This is a genomic window from Shinella sp. JR1-6 (genome assembly GCF_004284735.1).
GTDB lineage: Bacteria > Pseudomonadota > Alphaproteobacteria > Rhizobiales > Rhizobiaceae > Shinella.
On sequence record NZ_SHMI01000035.1, the window covers coordinates 16,055 to 40,424 of the forward strand.

24 protein-coding genes and 2 pseudogenes are annotated in these 24,370 nt (G+C 60.7%); 13 read left to right on the plus strand and 13 right to left on the minus strand.

From position 1 onward, the window contains the following. Positions 1 to 92 precede the first annotated feature (92 nt). From EXZ48_RS30645 to EXZ48_RS30660, 4 genes are all read right to left on the minus strand, one after another. Complete coding sequence (locus tag EXZ48_RS30645) at positions 93 to 881, minus strand: sulfite exporter TauE/SafE family protein (protein ID WP_023515535.1); 789 nt, start codon at positions 879 to 881, stop codon at positions 93 to 95. Positions 882 to 962: 81 nt separating this feature from the next. After that, entirely contained in the window at positions 963 to 1,397 is a 435-nt protein-coding gene (locus EXZ48_RS30650; RefSeq protein WP_023515536.1) for a DUF6691 family protein, read from the minus strand. Next, on the minus strand, positions 1,397 to 1,828 hold the full coding sequence (locus EXZ48_RS30655) for a YeeE/YedE family protein (RefSeq protein ID WP_023515537.1): 432 nt from the start codon (positions 1,826 to 1,828) through the stop codon (positions 1,397 to 1,399). Before EXZ48_RS30655 ends, EXZ48_RS30650 begins: the two co-directional genes overlap by 1 nt. Positions 1,829 to 1,832: 4 nt before the next feature. Next, on the minus strand, positions 1,833 to 2,771 hold the full coding sequence (locus tag EXZ48_RS30660; protein ID WP_023515538.1) for an MBL fold metallo-hydrolase: 939 nt from the start codon (positions 2,769 to 2,771) through the stop codon (positions 1,833 to 1,835). 129 nt (positions 2,772 to 2,900) lie between these two features. Here EXZ48_RS30660 and EXZ48_RS30665 point away from each other — a divergent pair, with 129 nt between their 5' ends. Together EXZ48_RS30665 and EXZ48_RS30670 are read left to right on the plus strand one after the other, a co-directional pair. Then, entirely contained in the window at positions 2,901 to 3,539 is a 639-nt protein-coding gene (locus EXZ48_RS30665; protein WP_023516262.1) for a peroxiredoxin, read from the plus strand. 29 nt (positions 3,540 to 3,568) lie between these two features. Further along, the gene (locus EXZ48_RS30670) at positions 3,569 to 3,952 is read left to right on the plus strand and encodes a helix-turn-helix transcriptional regulator (RefSeq protein WP_245290364.1); all 384 of its coding nucleotides are present in this window, start codon (positions 3,569 to 3,571) and stop codon (positions 3,950 to 3,952) included. Between the two features lie 137 nt (positions 3,953 to 4,089). Here EXZ48_RS30670 and EXZ48_RS30675 read toward each other — a convergent pair whose 3' ends face one another. Continuing rightward, positions 4,090 to 4,914, minus strand: a complete 825-nt coding sequence (locus EXZ48_RS30675; RefSeq protein WP_024270377.1) for a universal stress protein — start codon at positions 4,912 to 4,914, stop codon at positions 4,090 to 4,092. A gap of 182 nt (positions 4,915 to 5,096) precedes the next feature. Between EXZ48_RS30675 and EXZ48_RS30680 the strand changes: the two genes are divergently transcribed. The 3 genes from EXZ48_RS30680 (at position 5,097) to EXZ48_RS30690 (ending at position 7,035) form a co-directional block, all read left to right on the plus strand. Then, positions 5,097 to 5,927, plus strand: coding sequence for a universal stress protein (locus EXZ48_RS30680; RefSeq protein WP_024270378.1), 831 nt, complete (start codon positions 5,097 to 5,099; stop codon positions 5,925 to 5,927). Positions 5,928 to 6,061: 134 nt separating this feature from the next. Beyond that, a complete protein-coding gene (locus EXZ48_RS30685) occupies positions 6,062 to 6,487 on the plus strand; it encodes a sulfocyanin-like copper-binding protein (RefSeq protein WP_023517604.1) in 426 nt (141 codons plus the stop codon). Between the two features lie 47 nt (positions 6,488 to 6,534). Continuing rightward, complete coding sequence (locus tag EXZ48_RS30690; RefSeq protein WP_024270379.1) at positions 6,535 to 7,035, plus strand: cytochrome b; 501 nt, start codon at positions 6,535 to 6,537, stop codon at positions 7,033 to 7,035. A gap of 44 nt (positions 7,036 to 7,079) precedes the next feature. Here EXZ48_RS30690 and EXZ48_RS30695 read toward each other — a convergent pair whose 3' ends face one another. Continuing rightward, a complete protein-coding gene (locus EXZ48_RS30695) occupies positions 7,080 to 8,429 on the minus strand; it encodes a DUF4010 domain-containing protein (RefSeq protein ID WP_245462406.1) in 1,350 nt (449 codons plus the stop codon). Positions 8,430 to 8,488: 59 nt separating this feature from the next. Here EXZ48_RS30695 and EXZ48_RS30700 point away from each other — a divergent pair, with 59 nt between their 5' ends. Beyond that, complete coding sequence (locus EXZ48_RS30700; protein WP_023511839.1) at positions 8,489 to 10,330, plus strand: heavy metal translocating P-type ATPase; 1,842 nt, start codon at positions 8,489 to 8,491, stop codon at positions 10,328 to 10,330. Here EXZ48_RS30700 and EXZ48_RS35605 read toward each other — a convergent pair. The 3 genes and pseudogenes from EXZ48_RS35605 to EXZ48_RS30715 all read right to left on the minus strand — a co-directional run. Continuing rightward, positions 10,276 to 11,034, minus strand: coding sequence for a cation transporting ATPase C-terminal domain-containing protein (locus EXZ48_RS35605; RefSeq protein WP_024270381.1), 759 nt, complete (start codon positions 11,032 to 11,034; stop codon positions 10,276 to 10,278). The genes EXZ48_RS30700 and EXZ48_RS35605 overlap by 55 nt on opposite strands. A gap of 73 nt (positions 11,035 to 11,107) precedes the next feature. Next, positions 11,108 to 11,500: pseudogene (locus EXZ48_RS35610) on the minus strand (hypothetical protein); the annotation flags it as partial. 24 nt (positions 11,501 to 11,524) lie between these two features. Beyond that, a pseudogene (locus EXZ48_RS30715) lies at positions 11,525 to 12,025 on the minus strand (phosphate acyltransferase); the annotation flags it as partial. Between EXZ48_RS30715 and EXZ48_RS35615 the strand changes: the two are divergent. The 4 genes from EXZ48_RS35615 to EXZ48_RS30730 all read left to right on the plus strand — a co-directional run bounded on the left by EXZ48_RS35615 (position 12,020) and on the right by EXZ48_RS30730 (position 16,461). Then, positions 12,020 to 12,172, plus strand: coding sequence for a hypothetical protein (locus EXZ48_RS35615; protein ID WP_245290365.1), 153 nt, complete (start codon positions 12,020 to 12,022; stop codon positions 12,170 to 12,172). The pseudogene EXZ48_RS30715 and the gene EXZ48_RS35615 sit on opposite strands and share 6 nt — an antisense overlap. Positions 12,173 to 12,296: 124 nt before the next feature. Then, complete coding sequence (locus EXZ48_RS30720; protein ID WP_024270383.1) at positions 12,297 to 12,623, plus strand: hypothetical protein; 327 nt, start codon at positions 12,297 to 12,299, stop codon at positions 12,621 to 12,623. 72 nt (positions 12,624 to 12,695) lie between these two features. After that, positions 12,696 to 15,062, plus strand: a complete 2,367-nt coding sequence (locus tag EXZ48_RS30725; RefSeq protein ID WP_023515966.1) for a phosphoketolase — start codon at positions 12,696 to 12,698, stop codon at positions 15,060 to 15,062. Between the two features lie 40 nt (positions 15,063 to 15,102). After that, positions 15,103 to 16,461, plus strand: a complete 1,359-nt coding sequence (locus tag EXZ48_RS30730; protein WP_024270384.1) for an MBL fold metallo-hydrolase RNA specificity domain-containing protein — start codon at positions 15,103 to 15,105, stop codon at positions 16,459 to 16,461. A 15-nt stretch (positions 16,462 to 16,476) separates the two neighbouring features. Here EXZ48_RS30730 and EXZ48_RS35620 read toward each other — a convergent pair whose 3' ends face one another. Continuing rightward, the gene (locus EXZ48_RS35620) at positions 16,477 to 16,647 is read right to left on the minus strand and encodes a hypothetical protein (protein ID WP_023513201.1); all 171 of its coding nucleotides are present in this window, start codon (positions 16,645 to 16,647) and stop codon (positions 16,477 to 16,479) included. Here EXZ48_RS35620 and EXZ48_RS35625 point away from each other — a divergent pair. Both EXZ48_RS35625 and EXZ48_RS30740 read left to right on the plus strand, forming a co-directional pair. After that, a complete protein-coding gene (locus EXZ48_RS35625) occupies positions 16,636 to 16,797 on the plus strand; it encodes a hypothetical protein (RefSeq protein ID WP_245290366.1) in 162 nt (53 codons plus the stop codon). The genes EXZ48_RS35620 and EXZ48_RS35625 overlap by 12 nt on opposite strands. Positions 16,798 to 17,183: 386 nt before the next feature. Continuing rightward, positions 17,184 to 17,441: an APC family permease gene (locus EXZ48_RS30740; RefSeq protein ID WP_023513200.1), complete on the plus strand. Its 258-nt coding sequence runs from the start codon at positions 17,184 to 17,186 to the stop codon at positions 17,439 to 17,441. A 142-nt stretch (positions 17,442 to 17,583) separates the two neighbouring features. Here EXZ48_RS30740 and EXZ48_RS30745 read toward each other — a convergent pair whose 3' ends face one another. From EXZ48_RS30745 to EXZ48_RS30755, 3 genes are all read right to left on the minus strand, one after another. Further along, positions 17,584 to 20,730, minus strand: coding sequence for an efflux RND transporter permease subunit (locus EXZ48_RS30745; protein ID WP_024270385.1), 3,147 nt, complete (start codon positions 20,728 to 20,730; stop codon positions 17,584 to 17,586). A 3-nt stretch (positions 20,731 to 20,733) separates the two neighbouring features. Next, positions 20,734 to 21,852 carry an efflux RND transporter periplasmic adaptor subunit gene (locus EXZ48_RS30750; protein WP_024270386.1) on the minus strand — a complete coding sequence of 373 codons (1,119 nt, stop codon included), beginning with the start codon at positions 21,850 to 21,852 and terminating at the stop codon, positions 20,734 to 20,736. A 171-nt stretch (positions 21,853 to 22,023) separates the two neighbouring features. Further along, entirely contained in the window at positions 22,024 to 22,740 is a 717-nt protein-coding gene (locus EXZ48_RS30755) for a L,D-transpeptidase (protein ID WP_245290367.1), read from the minus strand. Between the two features lie 248 nt (positions 22,741 to 22,988). On the opposite strand from EXZ48_RS30755, the gene EXZ48_RS30760 reads away from it, so the two are divergent. Next, the gene (locus tag EXZ48_RS30760; RefSeq protein ID WP_024270388.1) at positions 22,989 to 24,020 is read left to right on the plus strand and encodes an IS110 family transposase; all 1,032 of its coding nucleotides are present in this window, start codon (positions 22,989 to 22,991) and stop codon (positions 24,018 to 24,020) included. Positions 24,021 to 24,370 lie beyond the last annotated feature (350 nt).

Below are 24,370 nucleotides of genomic sequence, written 5' to 3' on the forward strand. Positions count from 1 at the left end.
GCCTCAATTCAAATGCATGTCATCGACGGATTTAGACCTCGGCCATTGCCTTTCAAAGCTCTCTTGGTAGCACGTGCGGAAAGCAACGCGGGTCAGATGGTCAACTGCTCGTAGGCTTTCAAGAGCATGTATCCTGCCACGACGAAGAGGAGCAGCGCAAAGACAGTGTTGAGCGCGCCCTTTCTGGTTGCGAGTTTGCGCGCGGCAAGGGCGCCCAACAAGCCGCCGACAACGCCGCCACCGATAAAGACGATAGCGAGTCCCCAGTCAACCAGGCCGGAATAGGCATAGTTAAGGGATGTCGTCAGGCCGAAGACGGTGACAGCGAGGAGAGAGGAGCCGACGGCGAAGAGGATGGGCATGCCGGTCGCGGCGATAAGGCCAGGTACGATGAGAAAGCCGCCGCCGATGCCGAAGAAGCCGGAAAAGGCTCCGGTCAGTCCGCCGAAAGCGATCACCTTCGGGGCATTCTCGCGGGAACATTGCGCATTCGGGTCACCCTCTTCGCCGCGCCTTATGAACATCAACGCACCGACGACGAGCATCAGTAAGGCGAACAGGATCAGCAAGTGCTGCCCATCAATCATCTTGCCGATGGAGGAGCCGACAAACGCGCCCATGATTCCAGCGAGGCTGTAGAGACCCGCGCAGCGCCATTTGACATTGCCGAAGCGGGCATGGCCGAGAAGGTTGGCAAACGCGTTCACGGCGACAGCAAAGGCGCTGGTGCCAATGGCGAGATGCGGGTTGGGAACGCCGACCATATAGACCATAAGGGGCACAGCGAGAATGGAGCCGCCCCCGCCGAACAGGCCGAGAGTAAAGCCGACAACTCCGCCAGACAGCGCGCCGAGGCCGTATTGAATGGGTTCCAGAAGCATGGCGCACCTTTCGCCGCGCGTTCAGGCGGTCTTGTTTCGGTGTGGTCGAAAAGCGTGCAAGGCGATGACACTGTTTGCGGATTATCGGATCACCGCTGCGGGTCGGCCGACCGTCAAGCGATAGAGGATCATGCCGGCAAACATGGCGACGACGAACAGGGCAGCTTCCCAGCGGCCCGTCGTCAGGACCGCAATGGCGGGGCCGGGGCAAAGGCCGACCAGTCCCCAGCCAAGTCCGAACAGCACCGCGCCGCCGATCAGCGCCCGATCCACGCGGCCATGTTCTGGAACGTAGAACCGATCGTCGAAGGCCGGCGTAAGTCGCCGCTTCCGGATCAGGTAGGCGAAGGAGGAAGGGATGAGCGCACCGCCCATGACAAATGCGAGCGAGGGGTCCCACTCGCCGGTAATATCAAGGAAGGCGAGGACGCGGGCCGGATTGATCATGTCCGACACGACGAGCCCCGCGCCGAAGAGGAGGCCGCTCAGGATCGCAGCAAGGGTTCTGGCGAACATCAGACAATGCCTCCAAAGACGTGGCGGACGGCGAAAACCGTGAGGGCGGCGACGGCCATGAAAACCGATGTGGCGACCAGCGAGCGCTTCGACAGGCGTGCAAGGCCGCAGACGCCGTGACCGCTCGTGCAGCCGGAGCCGAGGCGCGTGCCGAAGCCGACGAGAAGGCCGGCGGCAACGAGCAGCGGCGCCGACGCGGTGAGGGTGATCTCGGCTTGCCGGAGGAAGGTCGAGGCAAGTACCGCGCCAGCCAGAATGCCGCCGAGGAAACCAAGGCCCAGTGTGCTGATGCCGGTTCCCGTGAGGCCGGCGGCCGATGCCGCAAGGCCCGAAATCCCGGCGATGCGTCCGGTCGTCAGCAGATAGAGGCCGGCCGAAAGGCCGATCAGCAGGCCGCCGGAAAGTGGCCAGAGGATGTTGAGGTCGGTCATGGGGTCACAGGACGTTTAGAGGGATCTTGAGATACTGCACGCCGTTGTCTTCGGTGGGCGGAAGCTGGCCGCCGCGCATATTGACCTGCACGGACGGCAGGATCAGCTTCGGCATGGCGAGCGTCGCGTCGCGCGCGGTACGCATCGTGTAGAAGTCGTCCTCGCTCACACCCTCGCGGACATGGACATTGCCGGTCCGTTCTGCGCCGACTGTGGTCTCCCAGGCGTAGTGATCGCGGCCGGGCGCCTTGTAGTCGTGGCACAGGAACATGCGTGCTTTATCCGGTAGCTTCATGAGGCGCTGGATCGAACGGTAGAGCTGGCGTGCGTCCCCGCCGGGGAAGTCGCAGCGCGCTGTACCGTAGTCCGGCATGAACAGCGTATCGCCGGGGAAGACCGCATCGCCGATGACATAGGCTAGACAGGCAGGGGTGTGGCCAGGGACGTGCAGCACGGTTGCCTCCAGACTGCCGATCGAAAAGCGGTCGCCGTCGTTGAAGAGCTGGTCGAATTGGCTGCCGTCCCGCTGGAATTCGGTGCCGGCGTTGAAGATCTTTCCGAAGACCTGCTGCACGCGGACGATTTCGCGTCCGATGGCAAGTTGGCCGCCGAGTTCGGCCTGCAGCAGCGGCGCCGCGGAAAGATGATCTGCATGGGCGTGGGTCTCGAGCAACCAGTGCACTTCGAGACTTTCGGATTTTATGTAATCGATGAGCGCCTGGGCGGAAGCGCTCGTGGTGCGGCCCGAGGCCGGATCGTAGTCGAGCACGCTGTCGATGATGGCGCAGGCATTGGACTGCGGGTCGCGCACGACATGGCTGATCGTGTAGGTCTGCTCATCGAAGAATGATTTTACGACAGGGCGTTTTGCTGGATCCGCAAGGCCCGCTGCGACGATGGCGCGGGCGCGATCGAGGGGGAGATCTGAAACGGTGCTTGGCATGGCTCGTGTTCTCCGTAAAGAATGGCTAATAGATACATATTTACAGTAATTATGCAAGTATGTATTTTGTGGAAATCGAAATCGGCAGCCGTTATCACGGATGCTCGGCCTGCACCCAGGAATGCGATCATGACGGAAACGAACACTCACTCAGCCCGCCCGCCGCGTATCGACGAGACTGCGCCCGGATTCGCCGCGCGGTCCACCGCAGGTCCTGTTACGCTGTCGGCCTTCCGCGGGCGCTGGCTGGTGTTCTTCTCGCACCCCGCGGACTTCACGCCGGTTTGCACCAGCGAGTTCATCGCGCTCGCGCGCGCGGCGCCGGAATTCGAGAAGCTTGACTGCGCCCTGCTTGGGCTTTCCGTGGATAGTCTCTATTCCCACATCGCCTGGCTACGAGACATCGAGGCGCGCTTCGGCGTAAAGGTCATGTTCCCGCTCGTGGAGGACAGCGCTATGGTGATCGCGCAGGCCTACGGCATGATCGACGGGACCGCGCAAAGCAGCGCGACCGTCAGGGCGACCTATGTCATCGACCCGGATGGCATCGTGCGTGCGGTCGTCTGGTATCCGATGAATGTAGGGCGCTCGGTCGATGAGCTTCTGCGCCTCGTTGCGGCCCTTCAAGCCGCAGAGCGCGAGGACGCCTCGACGCCCGAAGGGTGGCGACCGGGCGCGGCTCTTCTTGAGCAGGTACCCCTTGCCAACGAGGACGATTGCGCTCTGCGTGAGGGAGAGGCCTGGTATTATCGGGAGAGGCGGGCATGAGTGGGGGAGCGAGCGTTTCGCTGGAAACGATGATCGCCAAGGCGCCGGAAGCGGCAGATTTCATGCGCCAGTTCAGCAACGCCAATCGTCTCATGCTGCTATGTCAGATCGCACGCGAGGAAAGCTCGGTCAGTGACATTCAAGAGGCGCTCGGCATCAAGCAGCCGGCGCTGTCCCAGCAATTGGCGGAGCTTCGGCAGGCCGGCCTTGTCAAAACACGCCGGGAATCGCGTCAGATCTACTATTCCATTGCCGATGGCCGCGCCGAGGCGGTTATGGGATTGCTGTTTGAGCTTTTCTGCGGCAGTGAGGCGCCCTCAGCCGCCGGGCTCACGGAAAGGCGAGACGGTGCGCCGGCCCCGGATATACGCGGAGATGCGGCTCATTTCGCCCGCATTGTTATTTCCGAATAGCTTGTCGGATTGTCGAAGGCGACCAGACTATCTGTCCCCGACCGGGTCGCATGGCGGCAGGTTGAGGCGTGGAGCGAGGCAGTCTTCTTCATGCGGCCGAGATCGGTACGGCAACAAGCTGGTTCGGTCCATGCCTTTTAACTCGACATGAATCGATTCCGGCCGCTTTCATCGAGAAGAAAGCGGGTGATCCCGCCAAATACCAGCTCTCTCAGCCGACTATGTCCATATGCGCCCGACACTATGAGATCCGCACCGCTCTGATCGACAAACTGCAACAGGCCAATCGTCTCATCCGCGCTTTTGGAGATATGGGATCTGGCTCTCACGTTGTGGTGGGCGAGGTACGAGACAACGTCCGCATTGCTCTTTCGCAGCGAAGTGTCAGGTTCGGAGCTGACCGAAACGACGGTCACGTCCTTGGCCAAGGACAGCAAAGGAATGGCATCGGCCACGGCACGCCGCGCCTCGCGTGTGTCCTTCCAGCAGACCACGATCTTTTTCACCGGCATCGCATGTCTTCCGTTTCCCGCAACAAGCACGGGGCGGCCTGAGTGCAGCACGACACTCGCCGGGTCAGCGGTTCTGTAGGAATCGCCAGACTGCGCACCTTCCCCTGCAGCCATGACAATCAAATCAGCGGCGCGGGCAGCTTCAACGATTGCCTCGGTGGGTCCGCTCATTTCTGTGCGCCACTCGCTCTCGACCCTGTCGGCCGTCAGGGCACGAAACTCAGCATGGATCTCTTCTATGCGATTTTCGATGTCCTTGTACATGCGCTGTGTCGCGCTGGTTGCCGCGTAGCTCGTTGTTTGCAAAGCAAACGGAGAGGGGAATACCTGCGCAGCGCACAGACCAATCAGCCGTGCACCCACCTGCACTGCCAGGTCGGTTGCGGCATTTGTGATCGGCTTGACTGGTCGATCGATGTCCAGGTTCACGAGAATGCTACGATAGCTCACGGCTCCCGCCTCCGCCGACAGTTGGAAATACTGCTAAACTAGCGCTGGGCGCGCCATGCGCGTTGACACCGGTCAAGCGGGACAGGTTCAGGATGCTATTTTGACGTAGATCATCGCGGACTGCAGGTGCCGAGAGCAATCTTTCCTTCATCGCATGACCATTTCGGTGAAGGAGCTCAGAAATGTCGTTCAGGACCATACTCTCGCTCATCGGCACGACAAATACCGATGCAGATATCGACAAGGCCGTAGAGCTGACGGCAGAAATAGACGCGCATCTTTCCGTCATGGCGCTGAGAACCGCGATATCGCCGTTCGGGGCCGACTATCCGGCTGCGGCCGCATGGCTGAGTGAGCGCCAAAGGGAAATCGACGAGGTAGTCGATGCTCGACGCATTGCTGATGAGCGCTGCAGGAAGGATGGCGTATCGTTCGATGTCGACCACATTTACGACGATCGCTTCATTATCGAGAGCAACATCGGCACGCGGGCAATGTATGCAGACGTGGTCGTTGCCGGTGAAGGTGTCCGCTCAGACATCGAGCTTCGCAAGGCTGCAATCGCGGCGACGGCGTTCAATGCCGGTACACCTCTGCTCTTGGTGCCGAAAACAGGCCGTGCCACCCTGAAGCCGAAAAACGTCCTTCTGGCGTGGAATTCGCGTCCGCAAGCGGCCAGCGCCGCAAAGGCGGCTATCGAGATGCTGAAAGGCGCCGATACAGTCCGTCTCGTCGTCGTCGATCCGGATTCGTCTTACTTCGAGAATGGCGGTGAGCCGGGCGCCGACATGGCGGCGTTCCTGTCGCGCCATGGCGCAAAGGTCGTGGTTGAGCAGATCGCGAGCGGCCAGCGGCCGACGGAAGACGTCATTCGCCAGCATGCGCTCGAACTCGGCTGCGACATGATCGTCATGGGGGCCTATGGCCATTCACGTCTGCGCGAACGTGTCTTTGGGGGTGTCACCGCTTCGATCCTCGATAAGTGTGACTTGCCGGTGTTCATGGTGCGGTAAGAGCCGGAGCGTCCCAATGCTCATTTTGCAATGGGACGCTCATCCCGATCCACTGGCGTTTCTCGTTGTCGTTCAGGCGCCTGTCAGCATGACGACCTATTCCCCGATGGAGTTCCAGCCAAAAGGAAGCTGACATGAACATCCGTCGCAATATCCTCACCGCGCTCGCCATCGTCACAATCACCTCGCCCGCATGGGCAGTGAACACCGTCAAGGTCATAGAGGGTGGCGAAGGCGGCGGTCCGATGACGCTCACGCTCGACCGTTCCACGATAAAGGCCGGAGAAACGACATTCGTGGTGCACAACGACGCGGTGACCGAGGAGCATGAAATGGTCCTGGTCAAGCTGAACTCGGCCGATCAGAAGATCGATGTGATTGCCTCCAAACACCGGGTGGATGAGAAGCAGTTGAAAAGTCTCGGCGAGGTATCGGACCTCAAACCCGGCACGGACGGGCAACTGAAGGCGAAACTTGCCCCGGGTTCCTATCTGCTACTCTGCAACATCAAGGGCCACTACGAGGCGGGAATGCACGCCATGCTGACGGTGACGAAGTAACCGCATCCTCCTGGATGCCATCACACGCAAGAAGGCGAACCACGTCCATGGCTACGACCGCATCGCTCTCGTTTTCCCTTCCGCAGCGCGTCTTGCACTGGCTAACAGCGGGGTTCGTCTTCTTCAACCTTTTATTCCCGGACGGCATGAATGCGTGGAACCGGAGCATCAAACAAACCGGTGCGGCGAACGCCGAACAGGTGGCAAGCGCCAACATCCATGCCTATGTCGGAATTGCGATCCTCCTTCTTGTGGCGGCTCGTCTTTTGCTCCGGCAGGTCCACGGCGTGCCGGCGGCGCCATCTGAGGAGCCACAGATATTCAAGTTGGTCGCGAAGGTTTCCGAATGGACCCTTTACCTTCTTCTTATCGCAATGCCGGTTACTGGCGCCGCTGCGTACTACCTCGGATTCGAGGGCGCAGGCGACCTCCATGCCGATGTTCTCAAGGCCGTGCTGTGGGCTGTTGTCGGCCTTCATGTCCTCGGCGCGTTGGCGCATCAGTTTTATTGGAAGACGAATGTGCTTCGGCGAATGACGATTGGCTGATCATCCCTTCCTGCGCCCGGCGGCCACGCCATCGAGCGCGCTTGCTACATGCCGGTGATGATGGTGTGAACGGCAAACGCTGCCGCGCCGGCGATGATCGTGAGGGCAGCGAACGGTCCGCTGAAGGTCGATGGTCCGAGGACGGTTGCGATGCCTGCACGGCATAGGGCATTCGTTGTCATGGCGATAAGGATTGCCTCTCCGATGACGTCGATCGGCATGGCGCTCCGGCCCACTTGCAGAGCGGCCAGCACGGCGACATCGACATCGACCGTGCCTGTCAATGCGCTCGTGGCCAAAAGACCGGAGCTACCGAAGCGCGAGACGAGAACAGCGCTTGCAATGGCGGCTGCTGCGAAAATCGTCGCGAAGATCAGGAGCGGACCGATCTCGAAGGGATTGCTGGCCGGTACGTCGGCGAACGGCTTGTCCTGTCGCCAATAGAAAATTGCGAGCCCAGACCCGGCGAAGACGACCGCTGCCATGGTTGCGGCCGGGCCGATGGCAACAATCGCTGCCGGATCGATCAGCAGGATCAGGCCCATTACGCGCAGGATGGACACTGCTGCGCCGAGGGCCGCAGCGCCGGCAAGCGGCAGCGGATCGGAAGAGCGTTTCGCGGTTCGCGCCAGAACCATGGTGACGGCCGTGGACGAGACGAGGGAGCCGGCAATCGCGCTCAGCACGAAGCCCTTGCTCGCTCCGAAAATCCTGACGGCAATGTAGCCGAGGAACGAGAGGCTTGCGGTCAGAACGGTGAAGAACCACACCTTCCAAGGATTAAGCCCTCCCCATGGGTCGATGGCCTCGTCGGGCAGGACCGGCAGGACCACCGCCGTCATGACGGCAAGCATCAACGCAGAGCGCAGTTCCATCCAGGTTAAGCGCTTCAGGAAACCATGCAGGACGTTCCGACTTGCAAGCGTGGCTGCAAGGGCTGCGCCTCCCGCTGCCGCTGCTTGCGCATCGCCGGTGGCCGCCAGGCCGCCGAGCGCCAGAACGCCGAGACCCGCCATGACGGTGGTGACACTATAATCGGAATCCGAACGCGCCTCGCGCAGCTTGAACACGCCCAGCGTGACGGCGAAGCTCAGGAAACCGATTGCAAACACCACCGGAGAGTTGAGGGTTTGAGCGAGGACTGCCAGAACGCCGCCCAGAAGTCCCGATATCCCGAACGTGCGCATGCCAGCGGTTCTGCTGCCTTCGGGTGCCTCCCGCTCCTGCCAGCCACGTTCGAGCCCGACCAAAAGACCGATCGATAGCGCGAGACCCAATCTGGCTATGAGCGTATCCATTTGCAGAACCACCAAGTATGAACCAGCCGGCCAAGTCGCGGTGGCTGCTTGTTTCAGTATAGAGAAATCGCCGCTCCAGGAATTGATCTTGCGCAAGGCGAGAGCGCCCGTCTTTGGGCTTACTCTCTTCGCATTCTGCGATAGGAGCAGGGAACGTGCCACAAGCGGACAAAAGCCTCTGGCAACGACATTCGAGCGTGATCCTGGTCGCAATCGCCGCTGGTGGGTTGGTGATCGGCTTGGTCTTGTCGTGGCAGGCCGCTCGCTACGCTCATCTTGTCTGGAGCGCGGCGACGCTGGCCGTCCTTACCAGCCTTTTTCTACAGGTTTTCAGTGCATTGCGCCGAGGTGATGTCGGGCTCGATATCGTTGCGGCGCTTTCCATGTCTGCAGCGATCGCGTTTGGCGAGCCGCTTGCCGGAAACGTCGTCGGCTTAATGTACGCGGGCGGCCAGTTGCTGGAATCTTTTGCGGAAGGGCGCGCGCGTCGGGAGATGACGGCCCTGATGGGGCGCGTCTCGCATTTTGCGATGCGTTACGGCCCTTCCGGGCTCGAGGAGGTCGCGATCTCCCAGATACAGCCAGGCGACCGGCTGCTGATCCGACAGGGCGAGGTGCTGCCGGTGGACGGGATCGTTTCCGGCGAAGGCTCCGCACTGGACATGGCGGCCTTGACGGGAGAGCCTTTGCCGCAGCCCGCTCCACCTGGAACCGAGGCGCTCAGCGGCTCGACCTGTGTGGGTGCGGCCTTCGATCTTGTCACCTACCGAACGGCCGCCGAAAGCACCTATGCCGGGATCGTCCGGCTGGTCGAGGCCGCGCAGGCGAGCAAGGCGCCCATGGTCCGCATGGCTGACCGTTTCGCGATGGGCTTCCTGGTCCTGACCCTCATCATAGCGGGCGCTGCTTGGTACTTATCACAGGATCCGATCCGCGCGCTCGCCGTCCTTGTTGTCGCGACGCCCTGTCCCCTGATCCTTGCAGTCCCCGTCGCCATCATTTCCGGCATGTCGAAGGCGGCGGGTATCGGGGTCCTTGTGAAGAATGGTGGCATGCTCGAACTACTGGCGCGTGTGCGGACGGCGGTTCTCGACAAAACCGGTACGCTCACCCATGGGCAGGCAGCGGTGGTCGATATCAGGACGACATCAGCCTTTACCGTAGAAGCCGTGCTGCAGGCGGCTGCAAGCCTCGATCAGGCTTCCGGCCACGTCGTCGCCGCTGCGCTGGTCCGTGCGGCAGCCGAAAGAGGTCTGTCTCTTTCGAGGCCAGAGGCTGCGCGGGAAGTGCCCGGCACTGGCATCGAAGGCTATGTCGACGGAAGGCGGGTTGTTGTCGGCGGGAGCGGTTTCGTGCAGCGCACGTCCGGCTGCGACGATCCACATGAATTGATCGCACCCGAAATGCGCGCCTCGATGACCGTTGCCGTCGCCATCGATGGAGTGCTCGCGGGGATGATCGTTCTGAAGGATCAGGTCCGCATGGATGCGCTGCCGGTTCTCGATGATCTCCGCGCCGCCGGTGTCCGAAAGCTCGTGCTGGCGTCCGGCGATCGCAGGGAGATCGCCGAGTCCGTGGGGCGGGCTCTTGGCATGGATAGTGTCCTTGGCGATCTGACGCCGGAAGCCAAGGTCGCGGCCGTCAGGAAGGAGACCGGCAATGGCCCGGTAATGATGGTGGGCGATGGCGTCAACGATGCGCCCGCACTCGCGGCGGCCGACATCGGTGTCGCCATGGGTGCGCGTGGCACGGCCTCATCGTCGGAGGCCGCCGGTGTGGTGCTCCTTGTCGATGAGCTTGCGCCGCTCGCCAAAGCAATTGCGATCGCGCGCCGAAGCCGTCGGATCGCGTTGCAGAGTGTATCTGTGGGACTGACGCTTTCGGTCGGGGCGATGGTTGCGGCGGCATGCGGATATCTCCAGCCCGTCGAAGGTGCGATCCTTCAGGAGGCGATCGACGTGGCCGTGATCCTCAATGCTCTCAGGGCTCTTCGATGATGTGAGGTTAAAACCCCCGCTGGAGTTCTCAGTGCGACAGTTCGCTTGTTTCGCTCATCGCGAGGATTGGCGTGCAGGATGTCACGTTTCTTGCCGGGCATCGAGAATGCAAAAAGCCGGGTTACCGAATAGGCATAGCAGATCGGGGCGACGTAAGGACTGTCGTTTTCGGCGCAAACCAGTCGCGCCAGCCGCTGAGCCGCAATCGTCGCTGCGCATTCTTTATGGGGCATTTCGCGGATCATCATCGGGAGTTCCTCCTTCGCTTCGTGCGCGGATTGATTCCACTTTCTTCCCCTTTGGTTCCCGGCACCTTGACGCAAGGCAAAGGAGTTGACGCATCGCCTAATCGGGCGGAAATGCTCTAAAGCTTCAGCCAACCCGCTCCTCCCATCACCATTCCCGCTTCCAGACCATACCTTTCGGACCACTGCCTTCTCGCATTCCAGCACCGCCATCGTGATCACGCTGATGGCGAGGATGAGCAGTCCGTCGAGCAAGGCTATGGGAGTCGTGCCGAAAAGCTCGTGCAGGAACGGCGCGAAGGTGAAGACGAGCTGCGCGGCCACGAAGACTGCGATGGCGGCGAGCACGGCAGGGGTGCCCATGATGCCGGAAACCCCGAGAAGCCCGATTTTGTGGTAGAGGAGGTCTTCCATCTCGCGCAGCGCCAGTCCCTCCTGCTCGAGGAGATGCAGCAGCACGCCCGGGCCAAGCGCCGCAGCGCGTCGCCATGGGAATACCGCCGAGAGTCGAAAAGCCCATGCTGGTGTCGCGGCTGGTCCCCTTGTCGAGGCCGCACAGGCTCGCACCGCTGCCAAGATGGGCGACCACAACCCTGCCGTCTGCCTTTTCCGGCGCGAGGTGGGCGAGTTCGCCGGCGACATATTTGTAGGAGAGGCCGTGGAAGCCATGCCGCTTGATGCCCCGGTCATGGAATGTGCGTGGGATGGCGAGGGTCTCCGACAGGATGCCGCTCAAATCCGGGTTCGGCCGGGCATCCAGCGCGGCCTCGATCCGCTGCTCCCCCTCGCTTACCTGCAAGGTCAGCGGATCGTGGCGGAAATCGATTATGCCCCGGGAGATCCGGAGGGGCGCTTCCGAGCGAAGCGCAAACAGGCCGATCTTCATGGTGGAGGAGCCAGCATTGAAGGTCAGCAAGGTCTTCATCCGGGCAACCCCTCCACCGGATGGGGCGCTGCGGGCCGACACCGGATCGCCCTGGCCCGTCAGCACTATGGGGACACGCGCCACGGGCAAGAGCCCAGCCGCCGTCGCGCCGGCGAAGTAGATCAGTTGCTTGGCCGGCATGTTGTCGGCTTCGGGATCCGGCACGAGCAGGATGTCGGCCTCGCCCGCGACGGGGAGGCGATGCCCTTGGTGCGGGCGGCGTCCAAGTTGAGGGCATTGTCGAAGGCGAGCGGTCCGTCGACGCTCGCGCCGGTGATCTGTCCGCGCGCGGCCATCACGGTCAGCGCCGCGGTATCGAGCCGTCGCCGGCATCTTGGGGTTCACGGTCTCCACGGCGGTGAGCACCGTGACTTTCGGCTTCTCCATGCCGAGCCGGCGCAGGAGATCGACCGCGTTCTGGCAGATGTCCCGCTTGTGCTTCAGCGTCGGCTGGATGTTGATCGCTGCGTCGGTGACGATGAGCAGCTTGTCGTAGGCCGGGATGTCCATGGCATAGACATGGCTGTGCGCAACGGGAACGATCTCGATACCGTCGAGCGAGACCTGTGCGGTCTCGGCGGCGGCGAAAAGGTCTATATCGTCTTGGCCGACGAGCGGGACGATAGAGGCGGTATCGCCGGGCTGAATCTGGTCGAAAGTCTTGTTGCGTAGAAAGTCATCTGTCGATCCATCACCCTATACAGGACAGTCTCACCCTCCGTTGACGCAGATCAAGTTTCATTGTGCGGAGCCGTCTAGAATGAGATCATGTTGGAACGGGAGACGGGAGTTCGTCATGTCCGCGGGCAACGCGATGAATGCAGAGCGAATTGCGGCGGCCTTCGTCCCAAGCATCGCCGATCCACTTCTTTTGACACGCTTCGGGATCGGAATGGCGATGTACTGGCATTGGCTGGGGACGACGTCACGTCTGCTTCAGGATCAGTGTGCTCATTTCCAGAACCTCGCCGAGTGCGACGATGCGTTGAAGATGCTGGTTTGCCAGACCGAGTTTGCCGAGAAATCCTTCGCTGCGAATCTTGAGGAATTACGCCGGGGTGTCATCACGATAACCGATATGGCCTGTGGGCGTATCGCCGGCGGTGGGGCGCTGCCGCAGTAGCGTTGTGCCTTCGGAGCAAACAGGCTTTCACGGGCGTTGAACTCTCGGAGCGGGCGGACAGGGAGAGCGGATATGGCGAACGATCATGACACCGGAGACTTCGCGCTGATCGACCGCTACTGGCGGGCGGCCAACTATCTTTCGGTAGGCCAGATCTACCTGATGGACAATCCGCTGCTGCGCGAGCCGCTGAAGGCGGAGCATGTGAAGCCGCGCCTTCTTGGGCACTGGGGCACGACGCCGGGCCTGAATTTCATCTATGCCCATCTCAACCGTATCATCCGGACGCGCGACGCCAATGTCCTCTATATCTGCGGCCCCGGCCACGGAGGGCCGGGCATGGTGGCCAGTACCTATCTGGAAGGCACCTATTCGGAAATCTATCCCGAAATCGGCGAGGACGAAGCGGGACTGAAGAAGCTCTTCCGGCAGTTTTCCTTCCCCGGCGGCATTCCGAGCCACGCGGCGCCGGAAACCCCCGGCTCCATCCATGAGGGCGGCGAGCTTGGCTATGCGCTGGTGCATGCCTATGGCGCGGCCTTCGACAATCCGGATCTCGTCGCCGCCTGCGTGGTGGGGGACGGTGAGGCCGAAACAGGCCCGCTCGCTGCGGCCTGGCATTCCAACAAGTTCCTCAGCCCCGTCAGCGACGGCACGGTGCTGCCGATCCTCCATCTCAACGGCTACAAGATCGCCAACCCGACCGTGCTGGCGCGCCTGCCGGACGAGGAGCTGGCCCATCTCTTCACCGGCTACGGCTACGAGCCGATCTTCGTGGAGGGCCACGAGCCGCAGGCCATGCACCGGGACATGGCAGCCGCGCTCGACGCCGCCTTCGACCGCATCGCGGCCATCCGGGCCGCGGCGAAGGGCGAACCCGCCCGCCGCCCGCACTGGCCGATGATCGTGCTGCGCAGCCCGAAGGGCTGGACGGGACCGAAAGAGGTGGATGGCAAAGTGGTCGAAAACCACTGGCGCTCGCATCAGGTGCCCGTCTCCGAGTGCCGCACGAACGCCGCCCACCGCGGCATCCTCGAAGCCTGGATGCGCAGCTACGATCCCGAAGATCTCTTTGATGCGGATGGCCGCCTGAAGCCGGAGCTGCGGGCGCTGGCGCCGACGGGTGCGCGGCGCATGGGCGCCAGTCCGCACGCCAATGGCGGCATCCTTCGCAAGGAATTGCGCACGCCCGACATCGCTGCCTATGCGGTCGCGGTGGAGCGGCCCGGCGCGGCCGAGGAGCAGGCGACGAAGGTACTCGGCGACTACCTGCGTGACGTAATCCGGCTGAACGCGGCGGAGCGCAACTTCCGCATCTTCGGACCGGACGAGACGGCCTCGAACCGGCTCGCCAGCGTCTTCGAGGCGACGGACCGTGTGTGGATGGCCGAGACGCTACCGACGGACGATCACCTCGCGCCGGAAGGCCGTGTCATGGAAGTGCTCAGCGAGCATCTGTGCCAGGGCTGGCTGGAGGGCTACCTGCTCACCGGCCGACACGGCTTCTTCTCCTGCTACGAGGCTTTCATCCACATCGTCGACTCGATGTTCAATCAGCATGCCAAATGGCTGAAGGTCGCGCGCGAACTGCCCTGGCGCAAGCCGGTTTCCTCGCTCAACTATCTGCTCACCTCCCATGTCTGGCGGCAGGACCACAACGGCTTTTCCCACCAGGATCCCGGTTTCATTGATCTCGTCGCCAACAAGGGATCGGACATTGTGCGCGTCTACCTGCCGCCGGATGCCAATACGCTTCTGTGGGTCGGCGACCATTGCCTTAAGACCTGGAACCGCATCAACGTCATCGTGGCCGGTAAGCAGCCGGCGCCGCAATGGCTAACGATGGACGAGGCGGCCTCCCATTGCGAGGCCGGGCTTGGCATCTGGGATTGGGCGGGCACGGAGGAGGGACTTGGGCCCGACATCGTGATGGCCTGCGCGGGCGACGTTCCCACTCTGGAGACGCTCGCCGCCGTCGATCTTTTGCGCCTGGCGCTGCCACACTTGCGCATCCGCGTCGTCAACGTCGTGGACCTGATGGCGTTGCAATCGCCGCAGCATCATCCGCACGGCGTTTTGGATGAGGATTTCGACCGGATATTTACCCGTGACCGGCCGGTCGTCTTCGCCCATCACGGCTATCCCTATCTCATTCACCGGCTGGTCTACAAACGCGCCAACCATACGAATTTCCACGTCAGAGGCTTCGTCGAGGAAGGCACCACGACCACGCCCTTCGACATGGCGGTGATGAACAAGCTCGACCGCTACCACCTCGCCATCGAGGCGATCCAACGCTTGCCGGCCCTTGCCGAGCGGAAACCGGATCTCGTCGCCGGGCTGAAGGCGAAGCTCGACGCGCATCATGCCTATGTACGCGAGCACGGCGAGGACATGCCAGAAATCCGCGACTGGAAATGGCCCTATGCGCGGCAATAGGCCGATCCGTGGGCGAAGCGACCCGTGAGGGGAGGGAACTATGCTGTCACTGAAATCGCTCGGCGGTGCGGGAACCGTCACCGGCTCGAAGCATCTGCTCACCCTCGGGGGACACCGCATCCTGATCGACTGCGGTCTTTTCCAGGGTCTGAAGAACCTGCGTGACCTCAACTGGACGCCCCTGCCAGTCTCGCCGCGTGATATCGATGCGGTGATCCTGACACATGCGCATCTCGATCATTGTGGATATCTGCCGCGTCTGGTGCGCGAGGGCTATCGTGGCAAAATCTACGCGACGTCCGCCACCCGCGATGTCGCCGAGCTGATCCTCATGGACAGCGGCCATCTGCAGGAAAAGGACGCGGAATTCCTCAACCGGCACAAGCTGTCGCGTCACCAACCGGCTCTCCCCCTCTACACGGTCCATGATGCGCAGAACGCCGTGGAGCACTTCTCGACCGTTGAATTCGACCAGACCGTGCGGCTTTCCAACGGAGCATGGTTCCGTTTCCACCGCGCGGGTCATATTCTCGGCGCTGCATGGGTGGAAATGGTCTGGGGTGGCCAGAGGATCGTCTTTTCCGGCGATATCGGCCGCTACGGCGATCCGCTGATGCCGGACCCCGCTCGGCCGGTCGAGGCGGACTACATCATGGTCGAATCCACCTACGGCAACCGCATTCACGACAAGACCGACCCGGAAAATGCCCTGCGGGCGGTCGTGGAGCGCACGATCAGACGTGGCGGAACGCTCGTCGTCCCGGCCTTCGCTGTCGGGCGCGCGCAGGAATTGCTCTATTATTTCTGGAGGCTGAAACAGGCAGGGGCTCTTGGAGACGTCCCCGTGTTCCTCGACAGCCCCATGGCCATCGATGCGACCGGGCTCATGGGCCGGCATCCCAGGGATCACCGGCTCGATCTCGAAAGCTGCAAGAGCGTGTTCGGCATCGCGCGCTACACGGACGACGTCGAGGCCTCGAAGGCGATCAGCTCAAGCCGCGTTCCGAAGATCGTCATTTCCGCCTCCGGCATGGCGACGGGCGGCCGTGTGCTGCATCATCTGAAAGCCTTCGCGCCCGATCCGCGCAATACGATCCTGCTTGCCGGCTTCCAGGCCGCCGGCACGCGGGGACGCTCGCTTCAGGACGGTGCGAAGGAACTGAAGATCCATGGCGTCTGGCTTCCGGTCAATGCGGAGGTCGCCCATCTCGACATGCTCTCGGCCCATGCCGATGCCGATGAGCTGATGCGCTGGCTTTCCGGTTCTCCGCACCCGCCGCGCAAGGTCTTCATCGTGCACGGGGAGGCCGAAGCCTCGGAAGCCTTGCGTGTGCGCATAGAGCGCGAGCTCGGTTGGGCGAGCGTCGTGCCGCGCCTCGACCAGGAATTCTCGCTGTGAGCCCTGCACCCGGGCTCAGGTGGAGCGAAGATCCTTGCGGATGAGGAAAAGCGTCGGATCGTCGGGGTAGGGGACGGTGACGAAACCCTGTTCCCGTTCGATAACCTCTTGGTTTTCCCGTCTTTCCAGCGATTCCAGAGTGCTGATGCCACGACTTTGTGCATAGCGGGCTGCGTGGCGCAGCATCTCCCAGCCGACACCCTGTGCCTGTCGTCGGCGCGCACGGAAATCGCCATCTCGGCCTTCGTCATCGACGGGTTGCAGGCCACCATCGCCGCCACGACAATCGCGCCGCTGCTGCCGGCGAAGGCGAGGAAGTGCTCGGTCGCGACATGATCGACCTGCGCCATGGCAAGCAAGCGTTCATGGCTCACCTCCCGCACACTGCCAAGGAACCGGAAGCGCAGGTCTTCCGGCGTCACATGCCGGAGGACGTCCGACAGCAGAGGCTCGTCCATCGCCCTGACCGGGATCGCCCGCACGGCGTCCGTCTCGATGACCACCTTGAGCGCTTTCGTATCGGCCGCGTGGGAGAAGGTCTTCCGTCCCGGACCTTTCGTAGACAAGCGCCATCATCTCATTCTCCTTGGCGGGTTCGCATGCGTTGCGGATGCAGGTGAGAATGAGCCTCTCCCCCGTGACAGGCTTTGACGCCGGCCAAAGCAACCTGTGGGTTGGAGGCGCAGTCTTTGGCTGTGTTTTCGAACGCCGGGAGACCCGCCATGACTGCCGCAGATGTTCACTCCGCCTCCAGCACCGCCGCCTCGGCGACAAAGCAAACCAAGCTGCATCTGGGCGCGCTGACGGCGCTCGTCATCGGTTCAATGGTGGGATTGGGCGTTTTCGGCCTGCCGCAGAATATGGCAGCAGGAGCCCGGCCGCTCGCCACATTGATCGGCTGGGCGATAACCGCCGTTGGCATGCTGGCATTCCTTTTCATCACAAATAGCACCGAGACTTGTAGACGCCGTCTTTCATAATTTTGAGGCAAGAAGAGCATCATCAGTACATCGGACCATAAGAGCCCTGCGGAATGCCGTCAGTTCCTTCATCGAGCTCTTCAAGCGAGCCGAATGCACCACCTATGTCAGGGCTGCGGGCCATGACCCGGATGTACCGTCATCATTCCGGCTGTGGAGCGTCTTCCTGCCCGTCGCTCCTGCGCCCGCCCTTGATCTTTTCTCTAAGAACCTGGAACACGACATAAAGGCCTGGAATGATAAAGATACCGACGGCCGCGGACATCAACATGCCACCGAACACGGACGTGCCGACAGCGCGCTGGGTCGCGGCGCCCGCGCCACCGGCCAGAACAAGAGGTAGAAGGCCGAGGATGAAGGCGAACGACGTCATCATGACCGCTCGAAATCGCAGATTTGCGCCCTCGATGGCTGCCTCGACGATGCCCTTACCACTTGCACGCTGCTCCATTGCGAACTCGACGATCAAGATCGCGTTCTTGGCTGCGAGCGCAATGAGGATAACGATGCCGACCTGCGCATACACGTTGTTGTCCAGACCGGTCAGTTTCAACGCCAACATAGCCCCGAACAAACCGGTGACGACCGAAAGAAGGACACCAAGCGGTATCGCCCAGCTTTCATAGAGCGCGACCAGGAACAGATAGGCAAAAACCACTGCGAGGATCAGGATTGGGCCGGTTTGACCGCTGGCCTGGATTTCCTGCAGTGCCGTTCCCGTCCATTCCAACTTATAACCTTCGGGAAGCGTGTCATTTGCCACTTGCTGCATCGCTGCGATGGCCTCTCCGGAGGAGTAGCCGTCGGCGGGCCCGCCGTTGATTACGACCGCCCGCTCGTTGTTGTAGCGCGTTATGAAAGCGGGAGCGGTAATCAATTTCGTATCGACAACAGCAGCCAGCGGCACGAGTGTGCCGCTGGTGCTGCGAACCCGTATCTCACCGATATCGCCGATATCCATTCGGGCCTGGGCATCGCCCTGGACCTTGAGCTGCCATGTCCGCCCAAACAGATTGACATCGTTGACATAGGTGCCGCCCAAGAGCGCGCCCGTTGTCGAGAAAAGGCTTGAAAGATCGACACCAAGAGTTTGCGCCCGCTCCCGATCAACGATCATCTTCAATTGCGGCGTATCAGCGCTGAAGGTCGTATAGACACCCGCCAGACGGCGATCCTCGTTGGCGTTTGCTACCGCTCCACGCGCCACGGCGGCAATCATTGCTGGATCTGCACCCGTCTGGCTGGCAATCAGGCCCTGGAAGCCAGAGCCCGTGCCAAGGCCTTGGATGGGTGGCAAGTTGAAGGCAAAGGCGACGCCATCCCCCTGGGTCGCTAGTTTCGCGTTAACGTCAGCAACGACGGCAAAGACCGATTGGGACGCGTCGGTTCGCTCTTCGAATGGCTTTAGCGTTGCAACGAAGAAGCTTCTGTTGGGAAGCACGACACCGTCGATCAACGAGAAGCCGGCAACGATGAACACATCCTGGACGGCTTCATTCTCCTGTAGCCGCTTCAGGACATCCTCGCTCGCTTTTGCAGTGCGCTCTACTGAGGCGTCGGCTGGAAGCTGCAATTCGCCCATGAAGGCACCCTGATCCTCGAGAGGCAGGAAGCCAGTAGGAATGTCCTTGGCTAGCCAACCCGTTCCATAGGCAAAGACCGCCAGGAGGGCGACTGCGAGGACAGCACGGCGGGTCAGCGGCCCGACCAAGGCAACATATCCGCCACGCATGCCTTCCACCGACCGGTTGAACAGTTTGAACAAGCCTTTAGGCTCACCCCTGTGCTTGAGGATGATCGAGCAGAGAGCGGGGGATAGGCTGAGGGCATTGATGGCGGAAATGACCATGGATACCGAAACGGCGACGGCAAACTGCTGGTAGAGTTGGCCGGTGATGCCAGGGATAAATGCAGTTGGCACGAACACCGACAGGAGTACCAGGGTGATGGCGATGATTGGCGCCGTAATCTCCTTCATCGCCTCTTCTGTCGCCTTGGCGGGTGACATTTCGGGATGCGCATCGAGTTTGTGTTCGACGGCTTCGACCACGACGATGGCGTCATCAACAACGATGCCGATTGCCAAGACGAGAGCCAGGAGCGAGATCGTGTTGAGTGAAAAGCCGAGTGCAAGCATGACTGCAAACGTACCGATCAGCGCTACGGGAACAGCAAGGATGGGGATCAGGGTCGCGCGGAAACTGCCCAAGAACACCAGCACGACGATGGCAACCAGCGCAAACGCTTCAAAGAGCGTGTGGATTACGCTCTCCATCATCTGTTCCACAAAGTAGGTCGAATCATAGGCGATCGTGACATCGACACCTGCTGGCAGACGCTCCTTGAGGTCTGCCAAAACGTCCTTGACCGCTTCTGCTGTGGCCACAGCATTTGCGCCCGGGGCCTGATAAATCCCAACGCCAGCCGAGGGCTTGCCGTTGAAGGTCGGCTCTGCATCTTCCGCCTTGGCGCCGAGTTCCACCCTCGCGACGTCCTTCAGCAGGATACGTGCACCCTCCGCGGCAGTCCGCACCACGACGTTCTCGATCTGCTCGATCGTATTAAGGCGACCGTCGGCCGTGAGATTGATCTGGAAGTTTGTGCCGGGGATTGCCGGATTGGCACCAATACGGCCAACGGCCGCCTGAACGTTTTGCGACCTGAGCGCCTGAACAACATCGAGGGCCGTTAGGTTCAAGCTCGAGAGCCGTGTGACGTCCAGCCATACACGCATCGAATAGTCGCGTGGCCCGAAAGCATATGCTTCACCGACACCCGGAACACGCGCGAGCGCATCAATAAGGTTGAGTTTGACGTAGTTCGAAAGAAAGAGCGCATTTCTTGAATCGTCAGGAGAGTAGACCGTAATGACCTGCAGCAGGCTCGTCGACCGCTTGTTTACGGTTACACCCAGGGCCTGGACTTCGGCAGGAAGAGCCGCAACGACCTGGTTTACACGGTTTGAGACATTGACCGTGTTCATGTCCGGGTCGGAGCCGACTTCAAAACTAACGGCGAGGCTATAGGTTCCGTCTGAGCCGGACGTGGATTGCATGTAGATCATCTTGTCCACGCCGTTGATGGCTGGCTCGACGACCTGGGCGACGGATTGCTCCAGCGAACTGGAGTCGGCGCCGGGATAGAACGCCGTGACTTGGACTTGGGGGGGAACGATATCGGGGAATTGCGCGACTGGCAGCGCCTTGTAGGCCATGGCGCCCGCGAGTGTGATAATCAGCGAGATGACAATAGCCATTCGCGGGCGGCGGATGAAGATGGAGGAAATCATGGCTCAGCTCCGTGGTTCGGATTGCTGAGGATTGACCTTCATACCATTGCGCACACGTTGCATGCCTTGCACGATAACGAGGTCGCCCTCCTTTAGCCCCTCCTTGACGACCGCCACGCCGTCGCGCTGCTGGCCGATCTCGATATAGCGGGTGGCCACGGTCTGGTTTTCGTCGACGACAAGCACGAAAGTTCCGGTCTGGTCGGCGGCAAGAGCAACCTGCGAGACCGTGAGGACCGGGGCGTCGGTTGGTTGTTCCATCAGGACACGGATCGTCTGCCCATCGACAAGCAGCCGATCCGGATTGGCGAACACCGCGCGAATGACCTGACTGTCCGTGTTTGAATCGACGGTGTTATCGATGTAGTCGACCGAGCCCAGTTGGTCATAAACGCTGCCATCGGCCAGTTTCAGGCGTATTGCCGGCTGCTTGTTGAACTCCGCCTTCCTGTATTCCAGGATTTCCCGCTGGCTGGGTGCAAACACTGCCCACACCTTGTCGTCCTTGACGATGGTCGTCAGAGCGCCGGAGGCCGGTGAAACGATATTGCCTTCCGTAATCGCCGTCCGACCGGCCCTTCCGCTTATGGGCGCCGTGATTTTCGTGTAGCCGAGTGTGATTTCCGCGATCCGCAACGCTGCGGCGGCGATCTGCACTGCCGATTGTGCCTGCGCCAGTTCGGCCTTGCGGGCGTCCGCCGCCGCCTGGGTTCCTGTACTGGATCTCAAGAGATCTTGCGCCCGCTTGTCGCTCACAGCAGCAAACTGAGCTGTGGATTCCGCGCTTGCCAATTGCGCACGCTTTGCATCGACCTCTGCCTGGAAAGGGGCCGGATCAATTTCATAGAGCAATTGCTCCGGTGCCACATCTTCGCCCTCCTTGAACTTCGGAGGGAGCAACGTTCCGGTGATGCGAGCTTGTATCTCTACCCGCTCAATCGCCTGGATGCGCCCGATAAACTCGCTCGTATTTGCAACATCTCGTTTCTCGACCTTTTCGACAAGAACCGTTGGCTCTGTTTTCGTATCCTGCGGAAGGCCCAAACTCGTAGAGAGAAACAAAAAGGTTGTTGTCAGGAGTGTTGCCTGCAAGGCCTTCATCTTGTGCGAAAGTTTGGTCATGTTCCCCTCCCAACCTACGCTCTACACAGTGTCGTTTCTCTCCTTGAGATACTTGTGCAATACCCTTCATAAGGCAAGGCTAAATCGAAATCTTCCGCAATGGCGATGGTCACACGAATCGGTTCACCCGACTTTCGTCTCGGTTTTGACTTTTCAGTACCAATCGAACATCTACCGGACGACGACGCGGGCGCCAGGCCTTACGCGATCATGCAAATCTATGATGTCATGTGCCAGGAGGCGGATGCAACCAGCTGAAACGGCTTTGCCAATCGATGACGGCGCATTCGTGCCGTGGATACGATAGTAGGTATCCTGGCCGTCCTTGTGAATGTAAAGCGCTCGGGCTCCCATAGGGTTGTTCGGTCCGCCTTCCACGCCATTCCTGAAACGGCCGTAGTGTTCCGGATTGCGTTTGATCATGTTGGCGGTTGGCGTCCACCGCGGCCAGGCACGCTTGTGCGCGATCGTTGCGGTGCCATGGAAGCTACGGCTTGCAGGTCCCACGCCAACCGCATACCGCATGGCCCTGCCTCCGGGTAGAACGTAGTAAAGAAAGCGCGCGCCCTGATCGACGATTACCGTTCCCGGCGGCTCGTCTGTCGAGTAGGACACCGCCTGCCGCACATGTTCTGGATTTAGGCGTTTCGTGTCCACAGCAGGGATCCGGAAGCCACGGTCGATCCTCTCGCTATACATTGAAGCCAGCTCAGTGTCCGCGCTGGTATTCTTGGTAGCACTCGTTGTCGCTTCCAAATCCACGGATTGAATTTTGGAGATCAATATCGGTTTGTATGAAATATCAGACGCTGATCGTGTGGCGTCACAACCAAAAAGTGAAATTAATCCCGCGAATTGGCAGGTCAATGCGATAGTTCTGATATTCAATCTTCCGACTCCGAGTTGATCGTCTACACAACCTCCCAAGGCTATTCATAAAAAATAGGCAGAGAAATCATCCTTATAGAGTGAAAAAACCTTGGAATATTTCTGTTTCGCTCGGTTCATGTTGCATTGCCGCAACGCTTCCGTTTGGGGGAGAGGCCTGAATAGATGGCGTGGTTGCCGCCCTACCCACCCGGCACGTTCTGTCAGAGGATGGTCGGGTTAAATCCAGCGGGTGGAAGGATGGCAGCATGACATACGACACGATGATTGGGGTCGATCTGGCGAAGAACGTTTTCCAGGTTCATGGAGCTTTGCTTTCCGGAGAGGTGAAGTTCCGGCGGAAGCTATCCCGGCAGCATTTTCGTAGATTTATGGCCGGGCAAGACGCTGCGATCGTCGTGATGGAGGCATGCGGGAGCGCTCATTACTGGTCACGCGAGATGACAAAACTCGGCCATGAAGTACGGCTGATAGCGCCACAGTACGTTCGTCCATTCGTGAAGCGTCAGAAGAACGATGCCGCGGATGCCGAAGCGATTGTTACTGCCGCACAGCGACCTGAGATGCGCTTCGTTACGCCGAAATTGGAGGAGCAGCAGGCACAGGCGCTGCTTTTTCGCGGGAGAGAACGACTTGTACGTCAGCGTACCGAGCTGGTGAACGCACTGCGATCAGTCCTCTACGAGTTTGGGTATCCGATTCCTCCCGGCATTGTGCAGCTTACGCGGATCGAGGCGATGGTCGAGGCTGAGAACAGCGATCTGCCGGAACTGGTTCGTGACGAATGCCGCGATATTCTGCTGCAGATCGCCGAGAAGACGCAACGGATCGAAGCGAAGGCACAACAAATCAGCGCTCTGGCAAAGATTACGGATACAGCACGCCGTTTACAAACAATGCCGGGCGTTGGACCAATGAGCGCGCTGGCCGTTGAAGCGTTTGCTCCACCCATGGAAAGCTTTCGGCGTGGGCGAGACTTTGCGGCCTGGCTGGGTCTGGTGCCGCGCCAGCATTCGTCGGGAGGAAAGGAGCGGCTCGGACGAATATCAAAGGCCGGACAAGCCGATATACGCCGGCTCTTGATCATGGGAGCAATGTCGCGTCTGAACTGGCTCGGGCGGAAGACGATACCGGAGAGGTCCTGGCTATCTGGAATGTTGGCCCGGAAACCCAGAATGCTTGTGGCCATCGCCCTTGCAAACAAAATGGCCAGAGCGATCTGGGCCATGCTGACAACAGGCAAGGATTATCAAAATCCGGCACAGACTGCCGCTGCATGACAGAGGTGTGGCGTAAGGCAGTTTAACGTCGGTGACGGAGGTGTGAGAAAGTCGACGCCCCATATGGGCAAAATGATCGAACAGATCTGGATCAGGAAAACCAGTTCGGGGCATAGAGCCCTTCAGCTCGCTGAATAGATTTGGACCTGATCCGCTGATCACCATATCGGCCAGCGGCTTCCGAAGTACCGCATTTAAAGGCCTGACAGAAGACCGCACTCGATCACACCTAATGGGTCAGAAACTTCTTGCATTACGGGCGGCAACCACAGAAGTCTCTCGGGATAAATCCGCAAGCTGACAGGCCGGTTCGCAAACGATGCAGGCACGCTATAGCGGTTCCGCTCGAA

Coding starts and splice junctions, on each gene's coding strand:
- EXZ48_RS30720 (WP_024270383.1), top strand. CDS start 12,297: ATGTCCGCGGGCAACGCGATGAATGCAGAGCGAATTGCGGCGGCCTTC.
- EXZ48_RS30680 (WP_024270378.1), top strand. CDS start 5,097: ATGTCGTTCAGGACCATACTCTCGCTCATCGGCACGACAAATACCGAT.
- EXZ48_RS35615 (WP_245290365.1), top strand. CDS start 12,020: ATGGCTGTGCGCAACGGGAACGATCTCGATACCGTCGAGCGAGACCTG.
- EXZ48_RS35620 (WP_023513201.1), bottom strand. CDS start 16,647: ATGCTGCGCCACGCAGCCCGCTATGCACAAAGTCGTGGCATCAGCACT.
- EXZ48_RS30670 (WP_245290364.1), top strand. CDS start 3,569: ATGATCGCCAAGGCGCCGGAAGCGGCAGATTTCATGCGCCAGTTCAGC.
- EXZ48_RS30660 (WP_023515538.1), bottom strand. CDS start 2,771: ATGCCAAGCACCGTTTCAGATCTCCCCCTCGATCGCGCCCGCGCCATC.
- EXZ48_RS30690 (WP_024270379.1), top strand. CDS start 6,535: ATGGCTACGACCGCATCGCTCTCGTTTTCCCTTCCGCAGCGCGTCTTG.
- EXZ48_RS30685 (WP_023517604.1), top strand. CDS start 6,062: ATGAACATCCGTCGCAATATCCTCACCGCGCTCGCCATCGTCACAATC.
- EXZ48_RS30760 (WP_024270388.1), top strand. CDS start 22,989: ATGACATACGACACGATGATTGGGGTCGATCTGGCGAAGAACGTTTTC.
- EXZ48_RS30740 (WP_023513200.1), top strand. CDS start 17,184: ATGACTGCCGCAGATGTTCACTCCGCCTCCAGCACCGCCGCCTCGGCG.
- EXZ48_RS30725 (WP_023515966.1), top strand. CDS start 12,696: ATGGCGAACGATCATGACACCGGAGACTTCGCGCTGATCGACCGCTAC.
- EXZ48_RS30655 (WP_023515537.1), bottom strand. CDS start 1,828: ATGACCGACCTCAACATCCTCTGGCCACTTTCCGGCGGCCTGCTGATC.
- EXZ48_RS30745 (WP_024270385.1), bottom strand. CDS start 20,730: ATGATTTCCTCCATCTTCATCCGCCGCCCGCGAATGGCTATTGTCATC.
- EXZ48_RS30730 (WP_024270384.1), top strand. CDS start 15,103: ATGCTGTCACTGAAATCGCTCGGCGGTGCGGGAACCGTCACCGGCTCG.
- EXZ48_RS30750 (WP_024270386.1), bottom strand. CDS start 21,852: ATGACCAAACTTTCGCACAAGATGAAGGCCTTGCAGGCAACACTCCTG.
- EXZ48_RS30645 (WP_023515535.1), bottom strand. CDS start 881: ATGCTTCTGGAACCCATTCAATACGGCCTCGGCGCGCTGTCTGGCGGA.
- EXZ48_RS30650 (WP_023515536.1), bottom strand. CDS start 1,397: ATGTTCGCCAGAACCCTTGCTGCGATCCTGAGCGGCCTCCTCTTCGGC.
- EXZ48_RS30665 (WP_023516262.1), top strand. CDS start 2,901: ATGACGGAAACGAACACTCACTCAGCCCGCCCGCCGCGTATCGACGAG.